At 46.6% G+C, this 22104-nt stretch carries 17 protein-coding genes, 3 tRNA genes, 1 other RNA gene and 1 pseudogene; 19 read left to right on the top strand and 3 right to left on the bottom strand.

Features of this window, described 5'->3' with window-relative positions; translation table 11 throughout:
- From AB5026_RS13395 to rnpB, 15 genes and pseudogenes are all read left to right on the top strand, one after another.
- Nucleotides 1-1051: LL-diaminopimelate aminotransferase (locus AB5026_RS13395; RefSeq protein ID WP_368213475.1), on the top strand; the 1051-nt coding region annotated here is incomplete at its 5' end.
- Nucleotides 1052-1338: 287 nt separating this feature from the next.
- Nucleotides 1339-1665, top strand: a complete 327-nt coding sequence (locus AB5026_RS13400) for a cupin domain-containing protein (RefSeq protein ID WP_015525755.1) — start codon at nucleotides 1339-1341, stop codon at nucleotides 1663-1665.
- Between the two features lie 271 nt (nucleotides 1666-1936).
- Nucleotides 1937-2021, top strand: a tRNA-Leu gene (locus AB5026_RS13405).
- Nucleotides 2022-2157: 136 nt separating this feature from the next.
- A pseudogene (locus AB5026_RS13410) lies at nucleotides 2158-2877 on the top strand (leucine-rich repeat protein); the annotation flags it as partial.
- 119 nt (nucleotides 2878-2996) lie between these two features.
- A tRNA-Leu gene (locus AB5026_RS13415) sits at nucleotides 2997-3081 on the top strand.
- A gap of 27 nt (nucleotides 3082-3108) precedes the next feature.
- Nucleotides 3109-3193: transfer RNA gene (locus AB5026_RS13420), tRNA-Leu, on the top strand.
- Between the two features lie 287 nt (nucleotides 3194-3480).
- Nucleotides 3481-4491, top strand: coding sequence for a deoxyguanosinetriphosphate triphosphohydrolase (locus tag AB5026_RS13425; RefSeq protein ID WP_015525757.1), 1011 nt, complete (start codon nucleotides 3481-3483; stop codon nucleotides 4489-4491).
- Nucleotides 4492-4510: 19 nt separating this feature from the next.
- On the top strand, nucleotides 4511-6304 hold the full coding sequence (gene dnaG / locus AB5026_RS13430; RefSeq protein WP_110102026.1) for a DNA primase: 1794 nt from the start codon (nucleotides 4511-4513) through the stop codon (nucleotides 6302-6304).
- A gap of 39 nt (nucleotides 6305-6343) precedes the next feature.
- Nucleotides 6344-7471 (top strand): RNA polymerase sigma factor RpoD, encoded by a 1128-nt coding sequence (gene rpoD, locus AB5026_RS13435; protein WP_015525760.1) that lies wholly within the window; start codon nucleotides 6344-6346, stop codon nucleotides 7469-7471.
- A complete protein-coding gene (locus AB5026_RS13440) occupies nucleotides 7464-8192 on the top strand; it encodes a tRNA (adenine(22)-N(1))-methyltransferase TrmK (protein WP_368213477.1) in 729 nt (242 codons plus the stop codon). Before rpoD ends, AB5026_RS13440 begins: the two co-directional genes overlap by 8 nt.
- The gene (locus AB5026_RS13445; protein WP_368213478.1) at nucleotides 8179-8961 is read left to right on the top strand and encodes a Nif3-like dinuclear metal center hexameric protein; all 783 of its coding nucleotides are present in this window, start codon (nucleotides 8179-8181) and stop codon (nucleotides 8959-8961) included. The genes AB5026_RS13440 and AB5026_RS13445 overlap by 14 nt, the downstream gene beginning before the upstream one ends.
- 147 nt (nucleotides 8962-9108) lie before the next feature.
- Nucleotides 9109-10776, top strand: coding sequence for a nucleoside kinase (locus AB5026_RS13450; protein WP_368213479.1), 1668 nt, complete (start codon nucleotides 9109-9111; stop codon nucleotides 10774-10776).
- Nucleotides 10777-10991: 215 nt separating this feature from the next.
- Nucleotides 10992-12026 (top strand): selenide, water dikinase SelD, encoded by a 1035-nt coding sequence (selD, locus tag AB5026_RS13455; RefSeq protein ID WP_368213480.1) that lies wholly within the window; start codon nucleotides 10992-10994, stop codon nucleotides 12024-12026.
- A 672-nt stretch (nucleotides 12027-12698) separates the two neighbouring features.
- Nucleotides 12699-14072 (top strand): sodium-dependent transporter, encoded by a 1374-nt coding sequence (locus AB5026_RS13460; RefSeq protein WP_092069463.1) that lies wholly within the window; start codon nucleotides 12699-12701, stop codon nucleotides 14070-14072.
- A 68-nt stretch (nucleotides 14073-14140) separates the two neighbouring features.
- Nucleotides 14141-14491, top strand: an RNA gene (gene rnpB, locus AB5026_RS13465) — RNase P RNA component class A.
- A gap of 184 nt (nucleotides 14492-14675) precedes the next feature.
- Here the strand turns inward: rnpB and AB5026_RS13470 are convergent.
- The 3 genes from AB5026_RS13470 to AB5026_RS13480 all read right to left on the bottom strand — a co-directional run bounded on the left by AB5026_RS13470 (nucleotide 14676) and on the right by AB5026_RS13480 (nucleotide 16501).
- A complete protein-coding gene (locus tag AB5026_RS13470; protein ID WP_015525765.1) occupies nucleotides 14676-15113 on the bottom strand; it encodes an aspartate carbamoyltransferase regulatory subunit in 438 nt (145 codons plus the stop codon).
- Nucleotides 15107-16030, bottom strand: a complete 924-nt coding sequence (gene pyrB / locus AB5026_RS13475; RefSeq protein WP_022426605.1) for an aspartate carbamoyltransferase — start codon at nucleotides 16028-16030, stop codon at nucleotides 15107-15109. The genes AB5026_RS13470 and pyrB overlap by 7 nt, the downstream gene beginning before the upstream one ends.
- 69 nt (nucleotides 16031-16099) lie before the next feature.
- A complete protein-coding gene (locus AB5026_RS13480) occupies nucleotides 16100-16501 on the bottom strand; it encodes a hypothetical protein (RefSeq protein WP_022426606.1) in 402 nt (133 codons plus the stop codon).
- A 253-nt stretch (nucleotides 16502-16754) separates the two neighbouring features.
- On the opposite strand from AB5026_RS13480, the gene AB5026_RS13485 reads away from it, so the two are divergent.
- From AB5026_RS13485 to AB5026_RS13500, 4 genes are read left to right on the top strand one after another with little or no spacing between them, the layout of a single operon-like run.
- Nucleotides 16755-18053: a folylpolyglutamate synthase/dihydrofolate synthase family protein gene (locus AB5026_RS13485; protein ID WP_173775699.1), complete on the top strand. Its 1299-nt coding sequence runs from the start codon at nucleotides 16755-16757 to the stop codon at nucleotides 18051-18053.
- Nucleotides 18050-19180 (top strand): prephenate dehydratase, encoded by a 1131-nt coding sequence (gene pheA / locus AB5026_RS13490; RefSeq protein ID WP_021650329.1) that lies wholly within the window; start codon nucleotides 18050-18052, stop codon nucleotides 19178-19180. The genes AB5026_RS13485 and pheA overlap by 4 nt, the downstream gene beginning before the upstream one ends.
- 25 nt (nucleotides 19181-19205) lie before the next feature.
- Nucleotides 19206-20522, top strand: a complete 1317-nt coding sequence (locus AB5026_RS13495) for an ATP-binding protein (RefSeq protein WP_044960616.1) — start codon at nucleotides 19206-19208, stop codon at nucleotides 20520-20522.
- Between the two features lie 34 nt (nucleotides 20523-20556).
- Entirely contained in the window at nucleotides 20557-22092 is a 1536-nt protein-coding gene (locus tag AB5026_RS13500; RefSeq protein ID WP_368213483.1) for an exopolyphosphatase, read from the top strand.
- Nucleotides 22093-22104 lie beyond the last annotated feature (12 nt).

Genomic DNA, 22104 nt, shown 5'->3' on the forward strand with positions numbered 1-22104 from the left:
TCATAAATCCGTAGACGAGATGGCACACGCAGAAACCTTCCACGGATATGCTCCGGATCTCGGATATGAATTCTTAAGAAGTGCCATTGCAAAAAATGATTATCAGTCCAGAGGCTGCGACATCAGCGCAGACGAGATCTTTGTTTCCGATGGAGCAAAAAGTGATTCCGGAAACATCCAGGAGATCTTCGGACTGGATAACAAGGTTGCAGTTTGCGACCCGGTTTATCCTGTATATGTAGATACTAACGTTATGGCTGGACGTACTGGCCTTTATAACAAAGAGCGTGAGAACTTTGACGGTGTGATCTACATGCCCTGCAAAGAGGAGAATGGTTTCCTTCCGGAGATCCCGGCAGATGAGGTACCGGATCTGATCTATCTCTGCTTCCCGAACAATCCCACCGGCGGTGCTATCACAAAGGCAGCTCTTCAGGAGTGGGTCGACTACGCCAACAAAAACGGCTGCGTGATCATCTATGATGCAGCATATGAGGCATATATTTCTGAGGAGGATGTCCCGCACAGCATTTATGAGTGCGAGGGTGCGAGAACCTGTGCCATCGAGCTTCGAAGCTTTTCCAAAAATGCTGGCTTTACAGGCGTTCGTCTTGGATTTACTGTTGTTCCGAAGGAACTGGTGCGTGATGGCGTAGAGCTTCACAGTCTCTGGGCAAGACGCCACGGAACCAAGTTTAACGGTGCTCCGTACATTGTACAGAGAGCAGGCGAGGCTGTTTACTCTCCGGAGGGAAAAGCACAGCTGAAGGAGCAGATCGCTTATTACATGCGTAATGCAAAGACGATCCTCGAGGGCCTTTCCGCGGCAGGATTTTCCGTGTCCGGTGGAAAAAATGCTCCATATATCTGGCTGAAAACACCGGATCAGATGACCTCCTGGGAGTTTTTTGATTATCTCCTTGAGAAAGCACACATTGTAGGAACACCAGGTTCAGGCTTTGGTGCACACGGCGAGGGATATTTCCGTCTGACTGCATTCGGAAGCTATGAGAATACACTGGAAGCAATTGAGAGAATTAAAAATCTGTAATATGAGTATAAATTGCGGAGCAGGTCTTTGGAAAAGAGCTGCTTCGTTTTTTTACCGGATCAAAGAAGTATCCTGCTTCAATTGCGAATAGAAGCTCTAGACAGGGTTGCGAAAAGCAATAAACAGTGGGAAAAATTTGCCTGTAAGTTAATTTGCGAAAATAACAATAAGGATTGCGAAAATTTATCATATCATTTATAATTGTACAGGAAGTAAGGCACAGGCCGCAGAAAGCCTGTGTTCATAAAATTTCACAAATTTACGCAATCACGAAAGGGGATTTTATCATGGGTATCAGAAGAGTAGAAAATATGTGCGGCGGTAAAGGCCATGTGATCATCAAAGACATTCTTGAGGGAGACGAGCTGAAGGGAAAATGCGGACTTTACGCACAGGTTACCATCGAAAAAGGATGTTCTCTGGGATACCATGAGCATCATGGCGAGACAGAAACCTACTATATCTTAAGCGGTGAAGGCGAGTACGACGATAACGGCGTGAAACGCCCGGTAAAGGCCGGCGACATCACCATCACACCAGATGGAAAAGGACACGGTCTTACCAATACAGGCGACACAGATCTTGTGTTCATGGCACTTATCATTTTTGACTGATCCATATAGAAAAAAACAGAAGTGAGACAGAAGGGCGGCCTTTTTGAAGGGGCTGCTCTTTTTACGACTGAGGCGTAACCTGTGTCGGAGTATAAATTCTGGGATGAAAGATTCCCTGCCTCAGATTGTTATTAAACGAAATGTATTAATTGTATAAACAAAAAATAATTTTGGATTTTTTTAGAAAAAACTGTTGACATACAAAAAACACTTTGTTATACTATCACTTGTCGCGAGGGAGAGGACAAAAAATCCCGAAGAAATGCGATATGCGGAAGTGTCGGAACTGGCAGACGAGCAAGACTAAGGATCTTGTGAGCATTGCGCTCGTGTGGGTTCAAGTCCCATCTTCCGCATTTTTTTATTTAGGAAACCTGCATCTGGAAACAGATGCAGGTTTTTTTGCTACCTAAAAATATCTGTAAAAAAGAAATCCGGATAGAATATATCATGTTTATATGATATGATAGCGAGTATGACACATTTTGCAATACCGGGCTGACCAGTGTGACCTTACATGAGGGACTGACGAAGATCGAAGATTGGGCGTTTCATGATTGCCTTAAGCTGAAAAAGATCCGTATTCCGAAATCAGTTACGAATATTGGCGAACTGGCATTAGGAATACGTTATAACAGGGGAAATGGTGCAGAGGAAGTTGTTCCCGGTGGTTTTACAGTAGAAGGCTATACAGGCTCGGCAGCGGAACGATATGTAAAGAATGTGCATCGATTTGAAAATATATATCATGTATTTTTTACAGATGTGAAATTTGTTTCCATTGGTGGACAGACTGCAGCGGTTACCAATATCAGCAAAACAAAGATATCCGCACTTAAGACCAGGGCCTTTACCGGAAAGCCGTTGACCCAGGCACTCACCATAACCTACGGTGGTAAGAAGCTTGTAAACGGAAGGGATTACACCCTTACCTGGAAGAATAATAAAAACATCGGAACTGCATCCGTTACTATCAAAGGAAAAGGAAAATATAACGGTTCTGTTACAAAAAAATTCCGGATCACGGTTCAGAAAAACGCAGTCTATACAGTCAGCAGGCTGAAATATAAGATATCCAATGCAGACACATCCGGCAAGGGAACCGTAGTCTTTACCGGAGCTACGGACAAGGCAGCAAGAAAGGCCCTTACGATCCCGACGAAACTCCTCCGTGCAAAGGGCGCCGGACCAAAGATAATCGTGACAAAATAACAGAAAAACCGAAAAAATAGAAAACTTTTGAAAAAAGGTGTTGACATACAAGATCCACTTTGCTATACTATCACTTGTCGCGAGGGAGAAAATAAAAAATCCCAAGGAAATGCGGTCATGCGGAAGTGTCGGAACTGGCAGACGAGCAAGACTAAGGATCTTGTGAGCATTGCGCTCGTGTGGGTTCAAGTCCCATCTTCCGCATTGGAAATTTCCAATGAAATGCGATATGCGGAAGTGTCGGAACTGGCAGACGAGCAAGACTAAGGATCTTGTAAGCATTGCGCTTGTGTGGGTTCAAGTCCCATCTTCCGCATGACTTTAAAACAGAGCTGTGAATTGCAGCTCTGTTTTTGGCTATATGAAAGTAAATTATTGCATGCCTGCACTGGTGAGAAGCTGAAATGGGAAGATCTGCGTAATATTTGTATTCATTTCATATACAATAGGATAATTTTGGACATCTTAAGGGCTGATCAGACCGTAACTCCAATATTTTTTGAATTATTTTTTCAGAAAAGAGGAATTTGTGGTTTTGTGTAGAATATAATTAACAGAGGGTATTTTGTCGCCGCTGTTTGTCAGACTGTGGAGGAAATGCTTATGAACATCAGAGAGAGCATGGAACAGAGAGAACGGGAGCTTTTGAGCCCTTATGCTTCTCACAGCGCAGATACCAGAGGCCGGGAGCACCCGGAAGAGGAATGCGATGTGCGGACAACGTATCAGAGAGACAGAGACAGGATCCTTCACTGTAAGGCTTTTCGCCGTATGAAGGATAAGACACAGGTGTTTCTGGCACCACAGGGAGATCATTACCGTACCAGGCTGACACATACACTGGAGGTATCGCAGATCGCCCGGACTATTGCCAAGGCACTTCGCCTAAATGAAGATCTGGTGGAAGCAATCGCTTTGGGACATGATCTGGGGCATACGCCTTTTGGACATGCAGGAGAGAGAGCACTGGATCAGGTACATCCGGGTGGCTTTGCACACTATAGGCAGAGCGTCCGGGTTGTGGAAGTACTGGAGAAGAACGGAAACGGGCTGAACCTTACCTGGGAAGTCCGAAATGGGATCATGAATCACCGCACCAGCGGAAATCCTTTCACACTGGAAGGACAGGTGGTACGTTTTTCTGACAAGATCGCCTATATCCACCATGATATGGACGATGCCCAGCGGGCAGGGATCATCACAGAAGATGATATTCCTGTCACAATGAGAACTTTTCTGGGCTATACCACGAGAGAACGGCTGAATACTTTCGTACATAATATTATAGAGAACAGTATGGGGAAAGACAGCATCTCCATGTCGCCGGATGTTTTTGAGGCGATGATGGAGCTTCGGGCGCTGATGTTCCGGAATGTCTATGAGAATCCGGTTGCCAGGAAGGAAGAGGATAAAGTGATCCAGATGCTGAGTGAACTGTACGGATATTATACTGACCATCCGGAGGCAATGTCCCGGGAATACAGGGAACTGGTGGAATACCGGGGAGTACCTAAGGAACAGGCAGTATGTGATTATATTTCGGGAATGACGGATCAGTATTCCATGGAGAAATTCAGGGAGATCTATATACCGAGAGCTTGGGAGGTCTATTAAATGGAAAAGAGGGATAAGCATGCGTTATTCAGATGACATCATAGAAGAAGTCCGAATGAAAAATGACATTGTAGACGTGATATCCCAGTATGTGAAACTGACACGGAGGGGGAGTTCCTATTTTGGGCTGTGTCCCTTCCATAATGAGAAAACCCCTTCCTTTTCCGTAACGCCATCCAAGCAGATGTATTACTGCTTTGGCTGCGGGGCAGGAGGAAACGTATACAATTTTATCATGGAATATGAGAATTACTCGTTTGGTGAGGCGCTGTCACATCTGGCTGACCGGGCAGGGGTAGAGCTTCCGAAGATCGAGTATTCCAGAGAAGCCAGAGAAAAAGCAGAACAGAGAGCAAATCTTCTGGAGATCAACAAGCTGGCAGCGCAGTACTTTTATTATCAGCTCCGGAGAGAAGGCGGAAAGACGGCTTACGGATATCTGACAGGAAGAGGTCTTTCCGAGGAAACCATCCGTAAATTCGGTCTTGGATATTCGGACAAGTATAGTGATGATCTGTACAAATATCTTAAGGGTAAGGGCTACAGTGATGAACTTCTCCGGGAATCCGGCCTGTTCAATGTAGATGAGCGGCGAGGCATGTATGATAAGTTCTGGAACCGTGTGATCTTCCCGATCATGGATGTAAACAACCGGGTCATTGGTTTCGGAGGTCGTGTCATGGGAGATGGCAAGCCCAAGTACCTGAATTCACCGGAGACGAAGATCTTTGATAAGAGCCGGAATCTTTACGGGCTGAATGTGGCCAGGACCACCAGGAAGAATTATCTGATCCTCTGTGAGGGATATATGGATGTGATCGCCATGCATCAGGCAGGCTTTACCAATGCAGTGGCGTCGCTTGGAACTGCACTGACCTCCGGACATGCAAGTCTTGTGAAACGTTACACCAAGGAAGTCCTGCTTCTTTATGACAGTGACGGTGCAGGGATCCGGGCGGCACTTCGTGCGATCCCGATCCTGCGGGAGGCGGGAGTCACGTCCAGGGTAGTAAGCCTGAAGCCCTGGAAGGATCCGGACGAGTTCATCAAGAATGAAGGAGCGGAGGCCTTTGAGGAACGTCTGAACCGGGCCATGGACAGCTTTATGTTTCGTGTACATATTGCGGAACAGGAATTTGCCATGGATGCACCCCAGGGACAGAATCAGTTTTTTGAGCGGTGTGCCGGGATGCTTCTGGAGCTTTCCGATGAACTGGAGAGGAATCTTTATATAGAAGCCATTGTAAAGGAATACGGCCGCTATGGAGTGGGCACGGAGGATATCCGGAAAAGGGTCAACACGCTGGCTCTGAAGGGAACGCCTGCAGAGAAACGGATCCAGCCAAAGTCCGGGACTCCGGAAACAAAGAAAAAGGAATCCGCCGCAGACAAAGCGCAGAAGCTGATGCTGACCTGGCTTGTAAATTATCCGGGTATTTTTGAACAGGTGGAAAAATACATTTCCCCTTCCGATTTTGTGGTACCGCTGTATAAAGAGGTAGCCCAGATGCTGTTTGAACAGCATAAGGAGGGAGAGACCAATCCGGGAAAGCTTCTCAACGCCTTTACAGACAGTGAGGAGCAGCGGGAGGTGGCATCTCTTTTTAACGCCACCATTCATCTGGAAAACGAAGGAGAACAGCAGAGGGCTTTTTCCGATGCGCTGCTGCGGATCAAGGAAGAAAGCCTCAAAGAAAAAAACCGTACCTGGGACCCGTCAGACATGGCCGGGCTTCAGGAACTGATAAAAGCAAAAAAAGAACTGGAAGACCTTGGAAGAAAGAGGCAGCAACTGCATATTTCTTTCAATTAAGGATAAAATATAAACACTATATGGAGGTATAGAGCACCTATGGAAATGAATATGGCAAAATTCAGCGAGAAACTTGTAGAGCTTCTTGAACTTGCGAAAAAGAAAAAGAATGTGCTGGAATATCAGGAGATCAGCGACTTCTTCAAGGACTCTCCACTGGAAGTAGATCAGATGGAGAAAGTCTTTGACTTCCTGGAGGCCAGCGGTGTGGACGTTCTCCGTATCACAGACAACAGCGGTGACGAACTCCTCCTTGATAACGATATGGATATGGATGGGATGGAAGATGAAGAAGAGGTAGAGCTTGATAAGATCGACCTCTCTGTACCGGAAGGTGTCAGCATCGAGGATCCGGTCCGTATGTACCTGAAAGAAATCGGTAAAGTCAGTCTGTTAAGTGCAGATGAGGAGATCGAGCTTGCCAAGAGAATGGAAAAGGGGGATGAAGCTGCCAAGAAACGTCTGGCAGAGGCCAATCTCCGTCTTGTTGTCAGCATTGCAAAGCGTTATGTTGGACGTGGAATGCTGTTCCTCGACCTGATCCAGGAGGGAAATCTTGGCCTTATCAAAGCCGTTGAAAAATTTGATTACAGAAAAGGCTACAAGTTCAGTACCTATGCAACCTGGTGGATCCGTCAGGCTATCACAAGAGCCATTGCAGATCAGGCACGTACCATCCGTATCCCTGTGCATATGGTTGAGACTATCAACAAGCTGATCCGTGTTTCCCGTCAGCTGCTCCAGGAGCTTGGACGTGAACCTACGCCGGAGGAAATCGCTGAGGAGATGGACATGCCGGTAGACCGTGTACGTGAGATCCTTAAGATCTCCCAGGAGCCGGTATCTCTGGAAACTCCTATCGGTGAGGAGGAAGACAGTCATCTTGGCGATTTCATCCAGGATGATAATGTTCCGGTACCTGCAGATGCAGCTGCATTTACACTTCTGAAGGAGCAGCTGGTAGAAGTCTTAAGTACGCTTACTGACCGTGAACAGAAGGTTCTCCGCCTCCGTTTCGGACTGGACGACGGACGTGCCAGAACTCTGGAGGAAGTTGGTAAAGAGTTCAATGTCACAAGAGAGCGTATCCGTCAGATCGAGGCAAAAGCTCTGCGCAAGCTGCGTCATCCCAGCCGCAGCCGCAAGCTGAAGGATTATCTTGACTGATAAAAATATATCCGTACAGCTTTCCATGCGTCTTCGTGCCATTGCCGGTATGGTAACAAAAGGAAACCGGCTGGCAGACGTAGGATGTGACCATGGCTATCTGTCGATCTGGCTTGTCAGTGAAAAAACAGTTCCGTCAGCCATTGCCATGGATGTACGTCCGGGACCGCTTTCAAGAGCCAGGGAGAATATTACCCGTTATGGCCTTGAAGATTACATAGAGACCCGTTTGAGCGACGGGCTTGCGAAGCTTGAGCCGGGAGAAGGTGATACCCTGGTGATCGCGGGAATGGGTGGTCCTCTGATGGAAAGGATATTAAAGGATGGAGCGAAGGTCCGGGAGGGGTTTCAGGAACTGATCCTGCAGCCTCAGTCGGACCTTCCTCATTTCCGGCATTTTCTTTCTGAGATCGGCTGGGAGATCGTAAGGGAAGAAATGATAAAAGAAGACGGAAAATTTTATCCTATGATGAAAGCGGTACGTAACAATTCGGGAGAAAAGACTGTTTACACAGAGGAAGAGGCCTGGTTTGGAACTCTCCTTCTGAAAAAATGTCACCCGGTCCTTAAAGAGTATCTTCTACGGGAGGAAATGATCCGTAAGAAAATACTTGCCGGTCTTTCCGGGGCAGAGTCTGTTTCCGCAAAAACTCGTCTGGCAGAAGTAAAGGAGGAAATGGAGCTGATCCATACAGCTCTGAAACGATATGAAAGCATATGAACTGATCGAATGGCTGAATGAGCATCATCCGCAAAAATTTGCGGAGGACTGGGATAATGTGGGACTGCTGGTGGGAGATTACCAGAAAGAGATTTCCCATGTATTTCTTGCACTGGATCTTACGGAATCGGTGTTGGATGAGGCGGTGGCTGCTGGTGCGGATATGATTCTTACCCATCACCCAATGATCTTTTCCGGAATCAAAAAGATCAACAACCATACCTTTACCGGAAGAAAGATCCTCCGTCTGATAAAGGAGGATATCCCGTATTTTGCCATGCATACCAATTATGATGTGATCGGAATGGCAGATTTAAGCGCAGAGCATCTGAAGCTTCAGGATACAAGGGTGCTTACAGTTACCGATGGATCCGGGGAGCAGCCGGAGGGGTTCGGAAGAGTAGGAAAGCTTCCCCATGTTATGACTCTTGGTGAGTTTGGAAAATATGTAAAAGAATGCAATCATCTTCCGGATGTGCGGGTTTACGGTGATCTGGATCGGAAGATCGAGACTGTGGCGATCTGTACAGGAAGCGGAAAGAGTATGATCGGTGATGTAATGGCCGCCGGTGCGGATGTATATGTGACCGGAGATATTGATTATCATACTGCCATCGATACTATGGCAGATGGTCTGGCAATCGTAGATGCCGGACATTACGGTACAGAGTATATTTTTGCGGAAGCTATGGAGAAGGAACTGAATGCGGCATTCTCTGCGCTTAAGACAACCTGCGCCAGTGTGAAAAATCCATATACTGTTTTGTAAAAGCGGATTGCAAAAAGTGCTTGTATTCATGAATATGTAGTGGGACGGAATACGATTATCCGTTTCGGAAAAATGAATTGTGAAACACATGGCTGTCCGAAAAATCGGGCAGCTGTATAAATATATAAGCCTGTGGAGGGGATCGTTATGGAACAGACAATGATTAAAGTGACCATAAACGGAGAAACAAGGGAATACCCCAAAATGACACCGTATTCTGAGATCATAAGGGATTATGAGGGCAAAACAGAGTATCCGGTGATCCTTGTGACTGAGAACGGAAAGCTCCGTGAGCTTTACAAGAAGCTTCAGCATGACTGTACACTGGGATTTATAACCGCAAAGGACAGTGCCGGTCGAAAAACCTATCGGAGAAGTGCGATCTTTATTCTTTTGAAGGCAATTTTTGATGTAGCTGGAAAAGAGAATGTGGATCATGTTGTGATCCATTATTCTATTGGAAATGCTCTTTATTTTACCATGAAAGGCAGTGCTACCCTGGATCAGGAGCTTCTTGACCGGGTAAAAGTGCGGATGCGGGAACTGGTAGAACGGAAGCTTCCGATCTGCAAACGCAGTGTCAGCACGGATGATGCCGTTTCCATGTTCCACAGGCATCATATGTATGATAAAGAAAAGCTGTTCCGTTATCGACGGGTTTCCAGAGTGAATATTTACAGCCTGGAAAATTTCGAGGATTATTTTTACGGATTTATGGCACCAGATACCGGCTATGTGAAGTATTTTGATCTGCAGCTTTATGATGAAGGCTTTGTGCTGATCCTTCCGAGGCAGAAGAACCCGGATGTGCTGGAGCCTTTTGAACCCCAGGCTAAGATCTTCCATGTGCAGAAGGAATCGGAAGAGTGGGGCGATAAGCTGGATGTTGCCACTGTAGGAGATCTCAATGACCGGATCACAAGAGAAGGTGTGCAGAGCCTGATGCTGATTCAGGAGGCACTCCATGAGGCCAAGATTTCTTCGATTGCCGAGGAGATCCGGAGAAGGGGCAATGTAAAGTTCGTAATGATCGCAGGTCCGTCTTCTTCCGGAAAGACCAGTTTTTCTCACAGATTATCTATTCAGCTTTCTGCTCATGGTCTGAAGCCGCATCCCATTGCTGTGGATAACTATTTTGTGGATCGTGAACATACGCCGCTGGATGAATTCGGAGAAAAGAATTATGAGTGTCTGGAAGCCATTGACACGCAGCAGTTTAATGAAGATATGCTGAATCTTCTTTCGGGAAAAACCGTGGATCTTCCTACATTTAATTTCAAGACCGGATGCAGGGAATACCGGGGAGACCAGCTTCAGCTTGGAAAAGATGATATCCTGGTCATCGAAGGCATTCACGGGCTTAATGACAAGCTGAGTTATGCCCTTCCAAAAGAGAGTAAGTTTAAGATCTATATCAGTGCGCTGACACAGCTGAATATTGATGAGCATAACCGGATCCCCACAACGGATGGAAGACTGATCCGCCGAATTGTCCGTGATGCACGTACACGCGGAACTTCCGCAAAGGATACCATTGCAAGGTGGCCTTCTGTACGGAGAGGCGAGGAGCAGAATATTTTTCCGTTCCAGGAGGAAGCAGATGTGATGTTTAATTCTGCTCTTGTGTATGAGCTTGCCTGCCTGAAGGTTTATGCGGAACCGCTGCTTTTTGGAATTGACAAGAGTGAACCGGAGTATCAGGAGGCGAAGCGGCTTTTGAAGTTCCTGGATTATTTTGTGCCGGTGCCCAGTGAGGGTGTTCCGTTTAATTCGCTTCTGAGGGAGTTTATTGGCGGTAGTTGTTTTAATGTATAAATTAATTGTATGAATAAAAAAAGCCATATGTAGATATAAGGCTCTATGCAGTGCAGATATCGGTTGGCACAAAGATGAGAAGATTAGGATTTCTCTGTGCATAGGATCTGTGGTGTGTGGAGCCTTTTGAGTGTGAATCGGAAAAGTTAAAGTCCTCTGTGGTGCTGCGGATGGATGTCGGGATTTACAGGGCTTAAAGGAAAGGGAAAATGATCATGAAAGAAAAAGTACAACTGACAAAACTGGCTCCAAACTGTGGCTGTGCAGCTAAGGTAGGACCGGGGACTCTGGCGGGAGTTCTTGGAGGGCTGCCAAAGTTCTGCGATCCGGATCTTCTGGTTGGAACGGACACTTCGGATGATGCTGCAGTTTACCGGGTGAGTGATGATCTGGCGCTGATCCAGACACTGGATTTTTTTACGCCTGTGGCAGATGATCCTTATGATTTCGGGCAGATCGCAGCAGCCAATGCGTTGAGTGATGTGTATGCTATGGGTGGAATTCCAAAGACGGCTTTGAATATTGTGGCGTTTCCGAAGGATATGGATGTGGAGATCCTCGGAGAGATCCTGCGTGGTGGTGCAGATAAGGTGATGGAGGCCGGGGCGGTTCTTGCCGGTGGCCATACGATCCAGGATGATACACCAAAGTATGGGCTCAGTGTGACGGGTTTTGTAGATCCGAGGAAGTTCTGGAAGAATTTTGGAGCGCAGACCGGAGATAAGCTGATCCTGACGAAGGCGCTGGGTGCGGGGATCGTGAATACGGCGATCAAGGCGGAGCTGGTGACGGAAGGTGCACGTAAGGCGGTTTTGGCTTCCATGAAGAAACTGAACCGGGACGCCTGTGAGGTTTTTAAAGAGTTTGAGGTTCATGCCTGTACGGATGTGACGGGGTTTGGCCTTGGGGGACATGCTACGGAGATGGCTGTGGCCAGTGACCGGACGGTTGTGATCGATACGGAGAAGCTGCCGGTGCTTCCGGATGTGAAGGAGTTTGCTTCTATGGGATTGCTTCCGGGTGGGGCTTACAGGAACCGGGAGTTTGCTGAAAAAACCGGAGTGAAGAGTTCGGCGGTACTCTGGCGGGAGGATCTGGTGTTTGATCCGCAGACTTCTGGGGGATTGCTGGCGGCGGTTCCGGAGAGGGATGTGCCGGAGATCCTGAAGCGGCTGGATGCGGCTGGTTTGCAGGCTGGGGTGATCGGTGAGGTTGTGGATCGGCGGGAGTGGACGTTGGTGCTCCGGTAGGAAATTAATTTACGAACGAATGTTTGGATGATGACGTCAGAGTGGATGGTTGCGTAGGGGGGATACTGCTGGGGAAAGTGGTGGTAGCAGAATGACGGATGGCGGACGACGGACGCCTGGGGGAGAGGATATCGGTCCGGGCAGGGACTCCGTCGGGGGATACTACTAGGACTCCGTGAGTCGGCTAAAAGCATTGCGGCAGGGCCAGAACTCGCCGTTGGCTCAGACAGCTGACCCTGCCGCAATAACGCCGACTCCCGCAGCCCAAGTAGTTATCACCCCTCCTCCGCAGCAGCCCAAACCGATATCCTCTCCCCCAGGCTGGTGCATCCAGCTGGCAGGAAAAATATAAAATGTGCGGAGAGTATGGTTGTGGGATGCAGAACAGGAAAATTACTGTTTACTGGTAATATTCCGCGAGGTGTTTTTTGTGAGCGAAGGTCACAGAAAACCCGAGCCATACTGCGCGAATTTATGTGATTAGCATAAATTCTGTGCACCGCGAAGCGTGTTACTGAGAATGGAGTGAACAGTAATTCAGGAAATATAGGCTCTGTATTTTTTTAATATATTGTTTGCCTGAGGGATAAAAGCATGGTATTATCATATGAGCGGAAATTGAGAAGACATAAAGAATACAAAAAACAAATATGTGACGGGAAAGGAAGAATTATGGAGAAACATAAACATGAGAGGAGTACATTTTCCGGGAAGATTGGATTTGTACTGTCTGCAGCTGGTGCTTCGGTAGGGCTTGGGAATATATGGAGATTCCCTTATCTGGCGGCAAAGTACGGCGGTGGAATTTTTTTACTGATCTATATCATTCTGGCATTGACCTTCGGATATTCTATGATCGTGGCAGAGACAGCTCTGGGACGTATGACAAAGAAAAGTCCGGTAGGTGCGTTTGGAACTTTTGGTAAATCAAAGTGGCTGTCTTTGGGCGGTTGGATCAATGCGATCATACCGGTTCTGATCGTGCCGTATTATTCCGTGATCGGTGGATGGGTAATTAAATACCTGGTGGAGTATGTAAAGGGAGGCAGTCAGACTCTTGCTGAAGACGGATATTTTTCTGCTTTTATAGCGGATGGATTTTCTACAGAAACCTGTTTCCTGTTTTTTACACTGCTTACGCTGGTGATCATTTATGCAGGTGTGCAGAATGGCGTGGAACGAGTTTCCAAATTAATGATGCCGATACTGGTATTCTTGTCTGTGGTCATTGTCATTTATTCGGTAACGAGGCCAGGAGCACTGGAAGGTGTGAAATATTTTCTGATACCAAATATCAAAAACTTCTCCTGGATGACAGTGGTTGCGGCAATGGGACAGATGTTTTATTCTCTGTCGATCGCGATGGGTATTCTGGTAACTTTTGGTTCCTATATGAAAAAGGATGTATCTATTGAAGGTTCTACACAAAATGTAGAAATTTTTGACACAGCGATCGCAATGATGGCAGGTCTGATGATCATTCCGGCAGTGTTTGCATTTTCCGGTGGAGATCCGGATACGTTACAGGCGGGACCGGCACTGATGTTTATTACGATTCCGAAGGTATTCGCAAGCATGGGATTTGGAACTCTGGTTGGAATCCTGTTTTTTGTACTGGTTCTCTGTGCAGCCTTGACCAGTTCTATTGCACTGACTGAGAGTGCAGTATCTACTTTTCAGGATGAACTGAAATGGGGACGCAAGAAGGCGACAGTATTTGTCGGAATTATCATGGTTGTTCTCGGAAGTCTTTCTTCTCTTGGCTATGGTCCTCTGGCGTGTGTTAAGATCATTGGAATGCAGTTCCTTGATTTCTTTGATTTCCTGACGAACTCTGTCATGATGCCGATCGCAGCGATTGCTACCTGTCTTCTGATATCCAGAGTAGTTGGTACAAAGAAGATTGAAGAGGAAGTACTGCAGGAAGGTGGTACTTTCCGCAGAAAAAGAATCTTTAATTTTATGATCCAGTATCTTTGCCCAATCTTTGCGGCGATCATTCTTTTCAGTTCTGTGGCAAATGCATTTGGATGGATTTCCATGTAAAAGACATAGGAGACCAAGAAAATTCCAACTTTACAAGTCTATACACCTGTGTTAAAATAGCAGGTGCGCAGCCAGGCCAGGTGATCGCGGCTGGACAGACGAAAGGGTCCAGACGAGGAAAGTCCGGGCTTCACAGGGCAGGATGCCGGATAACGTCCGGTGGAGGTAACTCCCAGACCAGTGCAACAGAAATAAACCGCCCCGTTTTGCGGGGTAAGGGTGGAAAGGCAGTGTAAGAGACTACCGCCGCTGTGGTAACAGAGCGGGCACATGTAAACTCCATTCGAAGCAAGACCGAGAAGAAAGCCATACGGCGGCCCGTCGTGCTTTCAGGTAGGTCGCTGGAGCCTTCTGGCAACGGAAGGCCTAGATAGATGATCACCCAACGACATAACCCGGCTTATCGGTCTGACTGTGTATGATAATAAGCACATAATAAAAGCAACTGATATTTTGCAGATATGTTCTGTAAAATATCAGTTGCTTTTTTGTAAAAAACTTTTCTATGAAAACACAGCGCCCAGTTCCCGCTTCGATATTCAGGCCTTCGCAGGAGCCGGACGCGTCCGGTTGTCAATAATTCTCGCAGGAATCCTTGAATCCCTATTTATTCCGTTTACCTCTATATTTCTCCTCGCAATACTTACACCGGTAAACCTCATTCTCTTCATCTGCAAGAACAAAAATCTGATCCAGTCCCTGCTCGATGGAAGTAATGCAGCGAGGATTCTTGCATTTGATCACGTTCACAACCTGCTTCGGCAGCTTCAGCTCTTTCTTTGCAACGATCTTTTCGTCCTTGATGATATTTACGGTAATATTATGATCGATAAAACCAAGGATATCCAGATCCAGATCCTCGATGGGGCATTCAACCTTGATGATATCCTTTTTTCCCATTTTCTGGCTGCGGGCATTTTTGATGATAGCAACCGTACAGTCCAGCTTATCCAGCTTCAGGTCATGATAGATCGTCATTGCCTTGCCGGCTTTGATATGATCCAGAACATAACCTTCACGAAGAGCACCTACGTTTAACATGGCAGTTCCACCTCCAGTAATGTAAGAATCAGGGCCATACGGACATACACACCATACTGGACCTGTTTGAAATAAGCGGCACGTGGATCAGAATCCACTTCAACAGAAATCTCGTTAACACGAGGGAGTGGATGGAGGACATACATATCCTTCGGTGCAAGCTCCATTTTCTGTTTGTCCAGAACATAGAAATCTTTCATGCGGACATAATCCTCTTCGTTGAAGAAACGTTCCTTCTGAACACGGGTCATGTACAGGATATCCAGATCCGGAAGTGCATCCTCCAGACGTTCCTCCTCGACAAACTCGACATTGTTGCGTTTTAGAACATCCTCACGGATATAGCTTGGAATACGAAGCTCCTCCGGAGAAATCAGAACAAATTTCACATTTTCATAACGGACCAGAGCCTCGATCAGAGAGTGAACGGTACGGCCGAATTTCAGGTCACCGCAGAGGCCGATGGTAATATTGTCAAGTCTGCCCTTCAGGGAGCGGATAGTTAAAAGATCGGTTAATGTCTGGGTAGGATGCTGGTGGCCGCCATCACCGGCATTGATCACCGGAATATTGGATGACATAGAAGCTACAAGCGGAGCACCCTCTTTCGGATGACGCATAGCACAGATATCTGCATAACAGGAAACAACGCGAATAGTATCGGCAACGCTTTCGCCTTTGGATGCGGAGCTAGAATCAGCAGAAGAAAAACCGAGAACCTTTCCTCCAAGATTCATCATGGCTGCTTCGAAACTTAAACGTGTACGTGTACTTGGTTCGTAAAACAATGTCGCAAGCCTTTTATCATCACAGGTATGCGCATACTTTTTTGGATTTTTCCCGATGTCGTCGGCGAGATTCAGAAGCTTATCAAGCTCTTCAACCGAGAAATCCAATGGACTCATTAAATGTCTCATGTTGTACCTCCAATTATTTACTGGAAATAAGATTCCTTCCAGTTATCATATAATATAACTGTGAGATTTTCAAGAGACTTTCCGAGGATTTTGTCGAAGAAGCCATTCGAAAAAGAGACCGGTAAAAAACCACAGAGGAGCATAGTCCAGCCGGATCACTCCTTTATACTGAAGCGGAACATGAGAATAATCCCAGGGACAGATGTGAAGCTTCTGAAAAAAAGATCCGCTTAAAAATTCCACGAAAAAAATCCCGCAGCTGTAAATGATCCCCCGTACCATAACCGGAAAGCGGGCAAGCTTGTAGTAAGCCGGACGGATCAGTGCTGCAAGTCCGTAAACAGGGAACATCAGAAGAGAGGTTTTGCCCATCATAGTAAAATGTCCGGTGACAAGAGAGTGCAGTCCTGTCCATAAGATCTCCAGACACCAGCCTGTAAAACCGCATAGAAAAAAATCCTTCTTTTGCATTTTAAAGCTCCTTTTCATCAGCAGAAATCCTGCGCTTTCCGGAAAAATGTCAGTTTAACTGAATTAAGAAAGTCCCCTGCGGGGCTGCGAATATCCGCCTGGACTTTAAATATATTTAACGTGGAAAAGCGTCTTTAATAGCCTTCCCTGCCTTGAAAAAAATATACACGTGGGTTATAATGAACAAAATTATTACTGCAAAGTGAAAAAGCAGTAATGGATCATCAACACATGCGGAAGGAGAAAACAGACGATGAATTATGAAGAAAGTCGTGCCTACATCAGAGCTGCGGAATTGAAAAAGGGAATTGTTCTGGGACTGGAAAATATGAGAGAACTGATGAGGCGGCTTGGAGATCCCCAGGATGAACTGAAGTATGTTCATGTAGCGGGAACTAACGGAAAGGGTTCTGTGATCGCATATCTGTATTCCGCTTTATCAGGTGCAGGTTACCGGGTCGGAAGATATATTTCCCCGGCGGTCTATTCCTACAGAGAGAGGATGGAGGTTAACGGAGAACCTGTCAGCAGAGAGAAATTTGCAGCATATGTGACAAGGATCGCGGAGGTGATCGATGAGATCGTAAAAGAGGGAAAACCGCATCCGTCAGTATTTGAAATTGAAACTGCAGCCGCATTTCTTTATTTTCGGGATGAGAAATGCGATCTGGTATTAATGGAAGTTGGTATGGGCGGTGATCTGGATGCCACCAACATTATAAGTACTACAGTTCTTTCCATTCTGGTATCCATCAGTATGGATCATACGGCATTTCTTGGAAATACCCTGGGCGAGATAGCAGAAAAAAAGGCCGGCATCATTAAACCGAACAGTCATATGGTAACTGTAAAGCAGCAGCCGGAGGCAGAGGCGGTCATACGAAGAATATGCGCAGAACAGAATGTGCCATACGAGGCGGCAGACCAGGACAGCGCAGAGGTACTGGAAGCATCCATAACTGGCCAGACCTTTCTTTATAAAGGAGAAAAATATACAATATCCTTGGCAGGTGCCTATCAGAAGGAAAATGCGGTGGCAGCGCTCCGAGCACTGGAAATCCTGAATGAACAGGGATATCCCACAACACTGGTCCAGAGACAGGATGGATTGAAACGTACCACCTGGCCGGGAAGATTTGCACTTCTCGGGACAGAACCGGATTTTGTGGTTGATGGAGCTCATAACCCTGCAGCGGCAGACATGCTGGCTGCATCCATTGGACGGTATTTTAAGGGAAAAAGGATCATCTACATCATGGGAATGTTCCGTGACAAGGATTACCGCAAGGTCATCCGGAAAACAGAAAAATACGCAGATACCATCCTGACGATTGCGGCACCGGATAACCCCAGGGCTCTGACCCCGCAGGAGCTGGCAGATGCGGTGCGGGAATTTCATTCTGATGTAAGGCCCTTTGACAACATCGAAGCCGCAGTAGCAGAGGCCTATCAGCTGGCAGGAAAAGAGGATGTGATCATTGCTTTTGGTTCCCTGGCGTTCCTGGGGGATCTTACAGAAATTATCAGGAAACATAACGGAGGAAACCAATGACGGATTTGGAAAGATACAGAGACGAGATCGATGAGATCGACAGTGAGATCGTACGTCTCTTTGAAAAACGAATGAAGGTGAGTGAGGAAGTCGCTGAATATAAAATAAAAACCGGTAAGCAGGTACTGGATCCGGCACGTGAGAGCCAGAAGATCCATACGCTGAAAAACAAGGCCCACGGGGACTTTAACAGCCTCGGCGTGCAGGAGCTTTTTCGTCAGATCATGGCCATCAGCCGTAAGAGACAGTACCAGCTGTTGACAGAGCATGGGATTTACGGAGAGCGCAATTTCACAACTGTGAAGCATGTTCCCCTTGAAAACGCAACGGTTGTGTTCCAGGGTGTAGAGGGAGCCTACAGCTATGCGGCTATGCGGCAGTACTTTGGGAAAAATATCGAAAGCTACCATGTAAAAACATGGAGGACAGCTATGGAGGATGTAACCCATGGCAAGGCCGATTATGCGGTACTTCCTATTGAGAATTCTACTGCAGGTATCGTGGCTGATATCTATGACCTTCTTATGGAGTACAAGCTGTATATCGTAGGCGAGCAGATCATCCGTGTGGATCATGTGCTTCTGGGCATGCCGGATGCACAGATAGGGGATATCAGGGAAGTCTGCTCTCATCCTCAGGGGCTTGCCCAGTGCAAGGCATTTCTGGAGGAAAACCCTTCCTGGAAAAAGAAGGAAGTGGAAAACACCGCAGGCGCGGCCAAAAAGGTCAGTGAGGTGGGGGACAAAGGCGTGGCAGCTATCGCAAGCCGTGAGGCTGGTGAGGTATTCGGTCTGAAGGTCCTTGCAGAAAATATCTGCAGAGAAAAAGCAAACTCTACACGTTTTATTATTGTAAGCAGGAAACCGGAATACGAGGAAAAGGCCGGGAAGATCAGCATCTGTTTTGAGCTGCCTCATGAAAGCGGAACTCTTTACAACATGCTTTCACATATTATCTACAACGGACTGAACATGACCAAAATTGAATCCCGTCCGATTCCGGGAAAATCCTGGGAATACCGTTTTTTCGTGGATTTCACAGGGAAACTTGGCGAAAGCGCTGTGGAGAATGCGTTAAGAGGAATCGAGGCAGAGGCGAATGTTCTCCGTGTTCTTGGAAATTATTAAGATACAGAGGAGTTAAATTATTATGTTGGCAAGAATTCAGGAATGTATCCTTTACCGTGGATTTTCAAACGGTGAGATACTGGACGATATGACAGAACTTATTAATCTTTATGAAGCAGATGAAGAAGCACTCAAGGCAAGAGAAGACCAGTTTTTCAAAAGTGTCAACGGGCTGGTGGAGCTGGCAGGAATGTACGGTTTTTCCGGAAATATCTGGCATACATATCTTACCTTCCTTCTGGTAAATCATGAGAACGCTTTCAGTATGGCAAGCGAGATACGAGGAGCGATCAAGGGCAGCATTAACGACCTGGCAAAAAATGATTTCCAGATTTTCAAGGAATTGTATGATTTTGACATCACGGTCTTTGATAAAGTGTTCGGAACTGTATGCTGCAGGGTGATCTGTGATTACCAGACACCGGATGAGAACAGCAAGCTCTTTAATACCAGGATCCGTGACCGTATCTGTCAGATGAGCAAAACCCTGGCAGCAGCCACCACAACCGAAGAATTTATGGATGATATGGTATCCTTCTATAAAGATTTCGGTGTTGGCAAGCTTGGTCTCCATAAGGCATTCCGTATCGGCCACGATGAGGAGGGAAAGGTGGAGATCCAGCCTATCACAAGGATCGCGCATGTGAAGATCGATGATCTGGTAGGATATGAGATCGCCAAGAAAAAGCTCATTGATAATACAGAGGCATTTGTACAGGGGAGAAAGGCGAACAACTGTCTGCTCTTTGGTGATGCGGGAACCGGTAAATCTTCCAGTATCAAGGGAATCCTGAACCAGTATTATGATCAGGGACTTCGTATCATTGAGGCCTATAAGCATCAGTTCCAGGATCTTAATGAAGTCATCGCCCAGATCAAAAACCGTAACTATCGTTTTATCATTTATATGGACGATCTTTCCTTTGAGGAGTTTGAGATCGAATATAAATACCTGAAAGCCGTGATCGAGGGCGGTCTTGAGAAAAAACCGGACAATGTCCTGATCTATGCCACAAGCAACCGGCGTAATCTTGTCCGTGAGCGTGCCACAGATAAGCTGGAGATCGCAGATGACAATGATCTGCATTCCTCCGACACCGTGCAGGAGAAGCTTTCCCTGGTATATCGCTTTGGCGTCCGTATCTACTTTGGCAAACCGGACAAAAAACAGTTCCAGGAGATCGTCCGCACACTGGCAGCCCGTTATGGAGTTACCATGCCGGAGGAGGAACTGCTTCTGAAAGCCAACCAGTGGGAGATCTCTCACGGCGGACTGACCGGACGTGCAGCGCAGCAGTTTATTGATTATATTGTGGGAACAGAGGAAGAAAAAAAGAAATAGTTTACCTGTGTATTGGGGGAAAGGATGAAAAACTATGGCGGTGACAACCTTTGCAGCAATTGATATAGGCTCCTATGAAGTCAGTATGAAGATCTTTGAAATGTCAAAGCGGATCGGCTTCCGGGAGATCAATGATGTCCGTTACCAGCTGGAGCTGGGCCGTGGAACTTATGCTGCAGGACGGCTAGAGATGGAGACTGTAGATGAGCTCTGCGAGATCCTTAATGATTTTAAACGCATGATGGCTGAATTTGGGGTAGAAAGCTGGCGTGCGTGTGCAACAAGCTCTCTCCGTGAGCTGGAAAATCCGGTGATCATCCTGGAGCAGATCTATCAGAGAACTGGTATCCGGGTAGAGATCCTGAGTAATGCGGAACAGCATTTTCTGGGATATAAATCCATTGCTGCCATTGAATCCGGCTTCAAAAAGGCTATTCAGAAGGGGACGGCGATCCTGGATATCGGAGGAGGAAATCTGCAGATTTCTCTCTTTGACAAAGATGCTCTGGTGCTGACCCAGAGTATCCGTATGGGAAGTCTTCGTATCCGCGAACGTCTGAAAGAACTGGAGAAAACAACTCCACATTATGACCGGCTGATAGAGGAATTTATCCGAAATGATCTGATAAGCTTTCAACGTCTTTATCTTAAGGACAAGGAAATCTCCAATCTGATCCTGATGGGAGATTTTCTCACAGATACGATCTTTCAGGACAGATCCGGAGAGAATATCATCACAAAGGAGGAATTCCTGAAGAAATACGAGACCATTGTAAACATGTCCGATCATGACCTTGCCGAATCCATGGAGTTGGAACCGGAATATGCGTCTCTGATCGTGCCGAACATGGTTATCATCCGAAATTTTATAGAAATCTTTCAGGCAGAAGCACTCTGGATCCCGGGTGTTTCTCTTCTGGACGGGATTGCCTATGACTATGCGGAAAAAAACAAATATCTGAAAAGTGTACACAATTTTGAAAATGATATCCTGGTGGCATCCAGGAACATTGCCAAAAGGTATTCCAGCGGAAAGAACCACATTGCAGGAACTACCGATGTGGCACTGGATATTTTTGACAGCACAAGGAAGATCCACGGCATGGGAAAACGTGAACGGCTTCTTTTGCAGATTGCAGTTCTTCTTCATGACTGCGGAAAATATATCAGTATGAGTGAGGTGGCAGAATGCTCTTACCGGATCATCATGGCTACGGAAATCATAGGTCTTTCCACAGAGGAGCGGCAGGTGATCGCAAGTGCGGTAAGGTATAATACCAGAGAATTCGGCTGCTACGAAGAAATCAACCGTGAAACATCCATGAATAGGGGAAATTATCTCCTGACTGCGAAGCTGACCGCGATTCTCCGCCTGGCCAATGCTATGGACAGAAGCCATTACCAGAAGGTAAAAGCGCTTAATGTAACCTTAAAAGACAGGATTCTTTACCTGGTGGTGGATTCCGCAAGGGATGTTTCTCTGGAACTGGGGCTTCTGAAAGATAAAAAGGAATTTTTTGAAGAGGTGTTTGGAATCCGGCTTGTAATGAGACGGAAGGGAAGAAGATAACGGAGGAGGTTT

The organism is Blautia sp. RTP21359st1_E11_RTP21359_211015 (assembly GCF_040910705.1).
Lineage (GTDB): Bacteria > Bacillota > Clostridia > Lachnospirales > Lachnospiraceae > Blautia_A > Blautia_A fusiformis.

What these genes read in the sequence shown, in the direction of transcription:
- AB5026_RS13400 (WP_015525755.1), top strand. Translation starts at nt 1,339, where the DNA reads ATGGGTATCAGAAGAGTAGAAAATATGTGCGGCGGTAAAGGCCATGTG.
- AB5026_RS13425 (WP_015525757.1), top strand. Translation starts at nt 3,481, where the DNA reads ATGAACATCAGAGAGAGCATGGAACAGAGAGAACGGGAGCTTTTGAGC.
- dnaG (WP_110102026.1), top strand. Translation starts at nt 4,511, where the DNA reads ATGCGTTATTCAGATGACATCATAGAAGAAGTCCGAATGAAAAATGAC.
- rpoD (WP_015525760.1), top strand. Translation starts at nt 6,344, where the DNA reads ATGGAAATGAATATGGCAAAATTCAGCGAGAAACTTGTAGAGCTTCTT.
- AB5026_RS13445 (WP_368213478.1), top strand. Translation starts at nt 8,179, where the DNA reads ATGAAAGCATATGAACTGATCGAATGGCTGAATGAGCATCATCCGCAA.
- AB5026_RS13450 (WP_368213479.1), top strand. Translation starts at nt 9,109, where the DNA reads ATGGAACAGACAATGATTAAAGTGACCATAAACGGAGAAACAAGGGAA.
- selD (WP_368213480.1), top strand. Translation starts at nt 10,992, where the DNA reads ATGAAAGAAAAAGTACAACTGACAAAACTGGCTCCAAACTGTGGCTGT.
- AB5026_RS13460 (WP_092069463.1), top strand. Translation starts at nt 12,699, where the DNA reads ATGGAGAAACATAAACATGAGAGGAGTACATTTTCCGGGAAGATTGGA.
- AB5026_RS13470 (WP_015525765.1), bottom strand. Translation starts at nt 15,113, where the DNA reads ATGTTAAACGTAGGTGCTCTTCGTGAAGGTTATGTTCTGGATCATATC.
- pyrB (WP_022426605.1), bottom strand. Translation starts at nt 16,030, where the DNA reads ATGAGACATTTAATGAGTCCATTGGATTTCTCGGTTGAAGAGCTTGAT.
- AB5026_RS13480 (WP_022426606.1), bottom strand. Translation starts at nt 16,501, where the DNA reads ATGCAAAAGAAGGATTTTTTTCTATGCGGTTTTACAGGCTGGTGTCTG.
- AB5026_RS13485 (WP_173775699.1), top strand. Translation starts at nt 16,755, where the DNA reads ATGAATTATGAAGAAAGTCGTGCCTACATCAGAGCTGCGGAATTGAAA.
- pheA (WP_021650329.1), top strand. Translation starts at nt 18,050, where the DNA reads ATGACGGATTTGGAAAGATACAGAGACGAGATCGATGAGATCGACAGT.
- AB5026_RS13500 (WP_368213483.1), top strand. Translation starts at nt 20,557, where the DNA reads ATGGCGGTGACAACCTTTGCAGCAATTGATATAGGCTCCTATGAAGTC.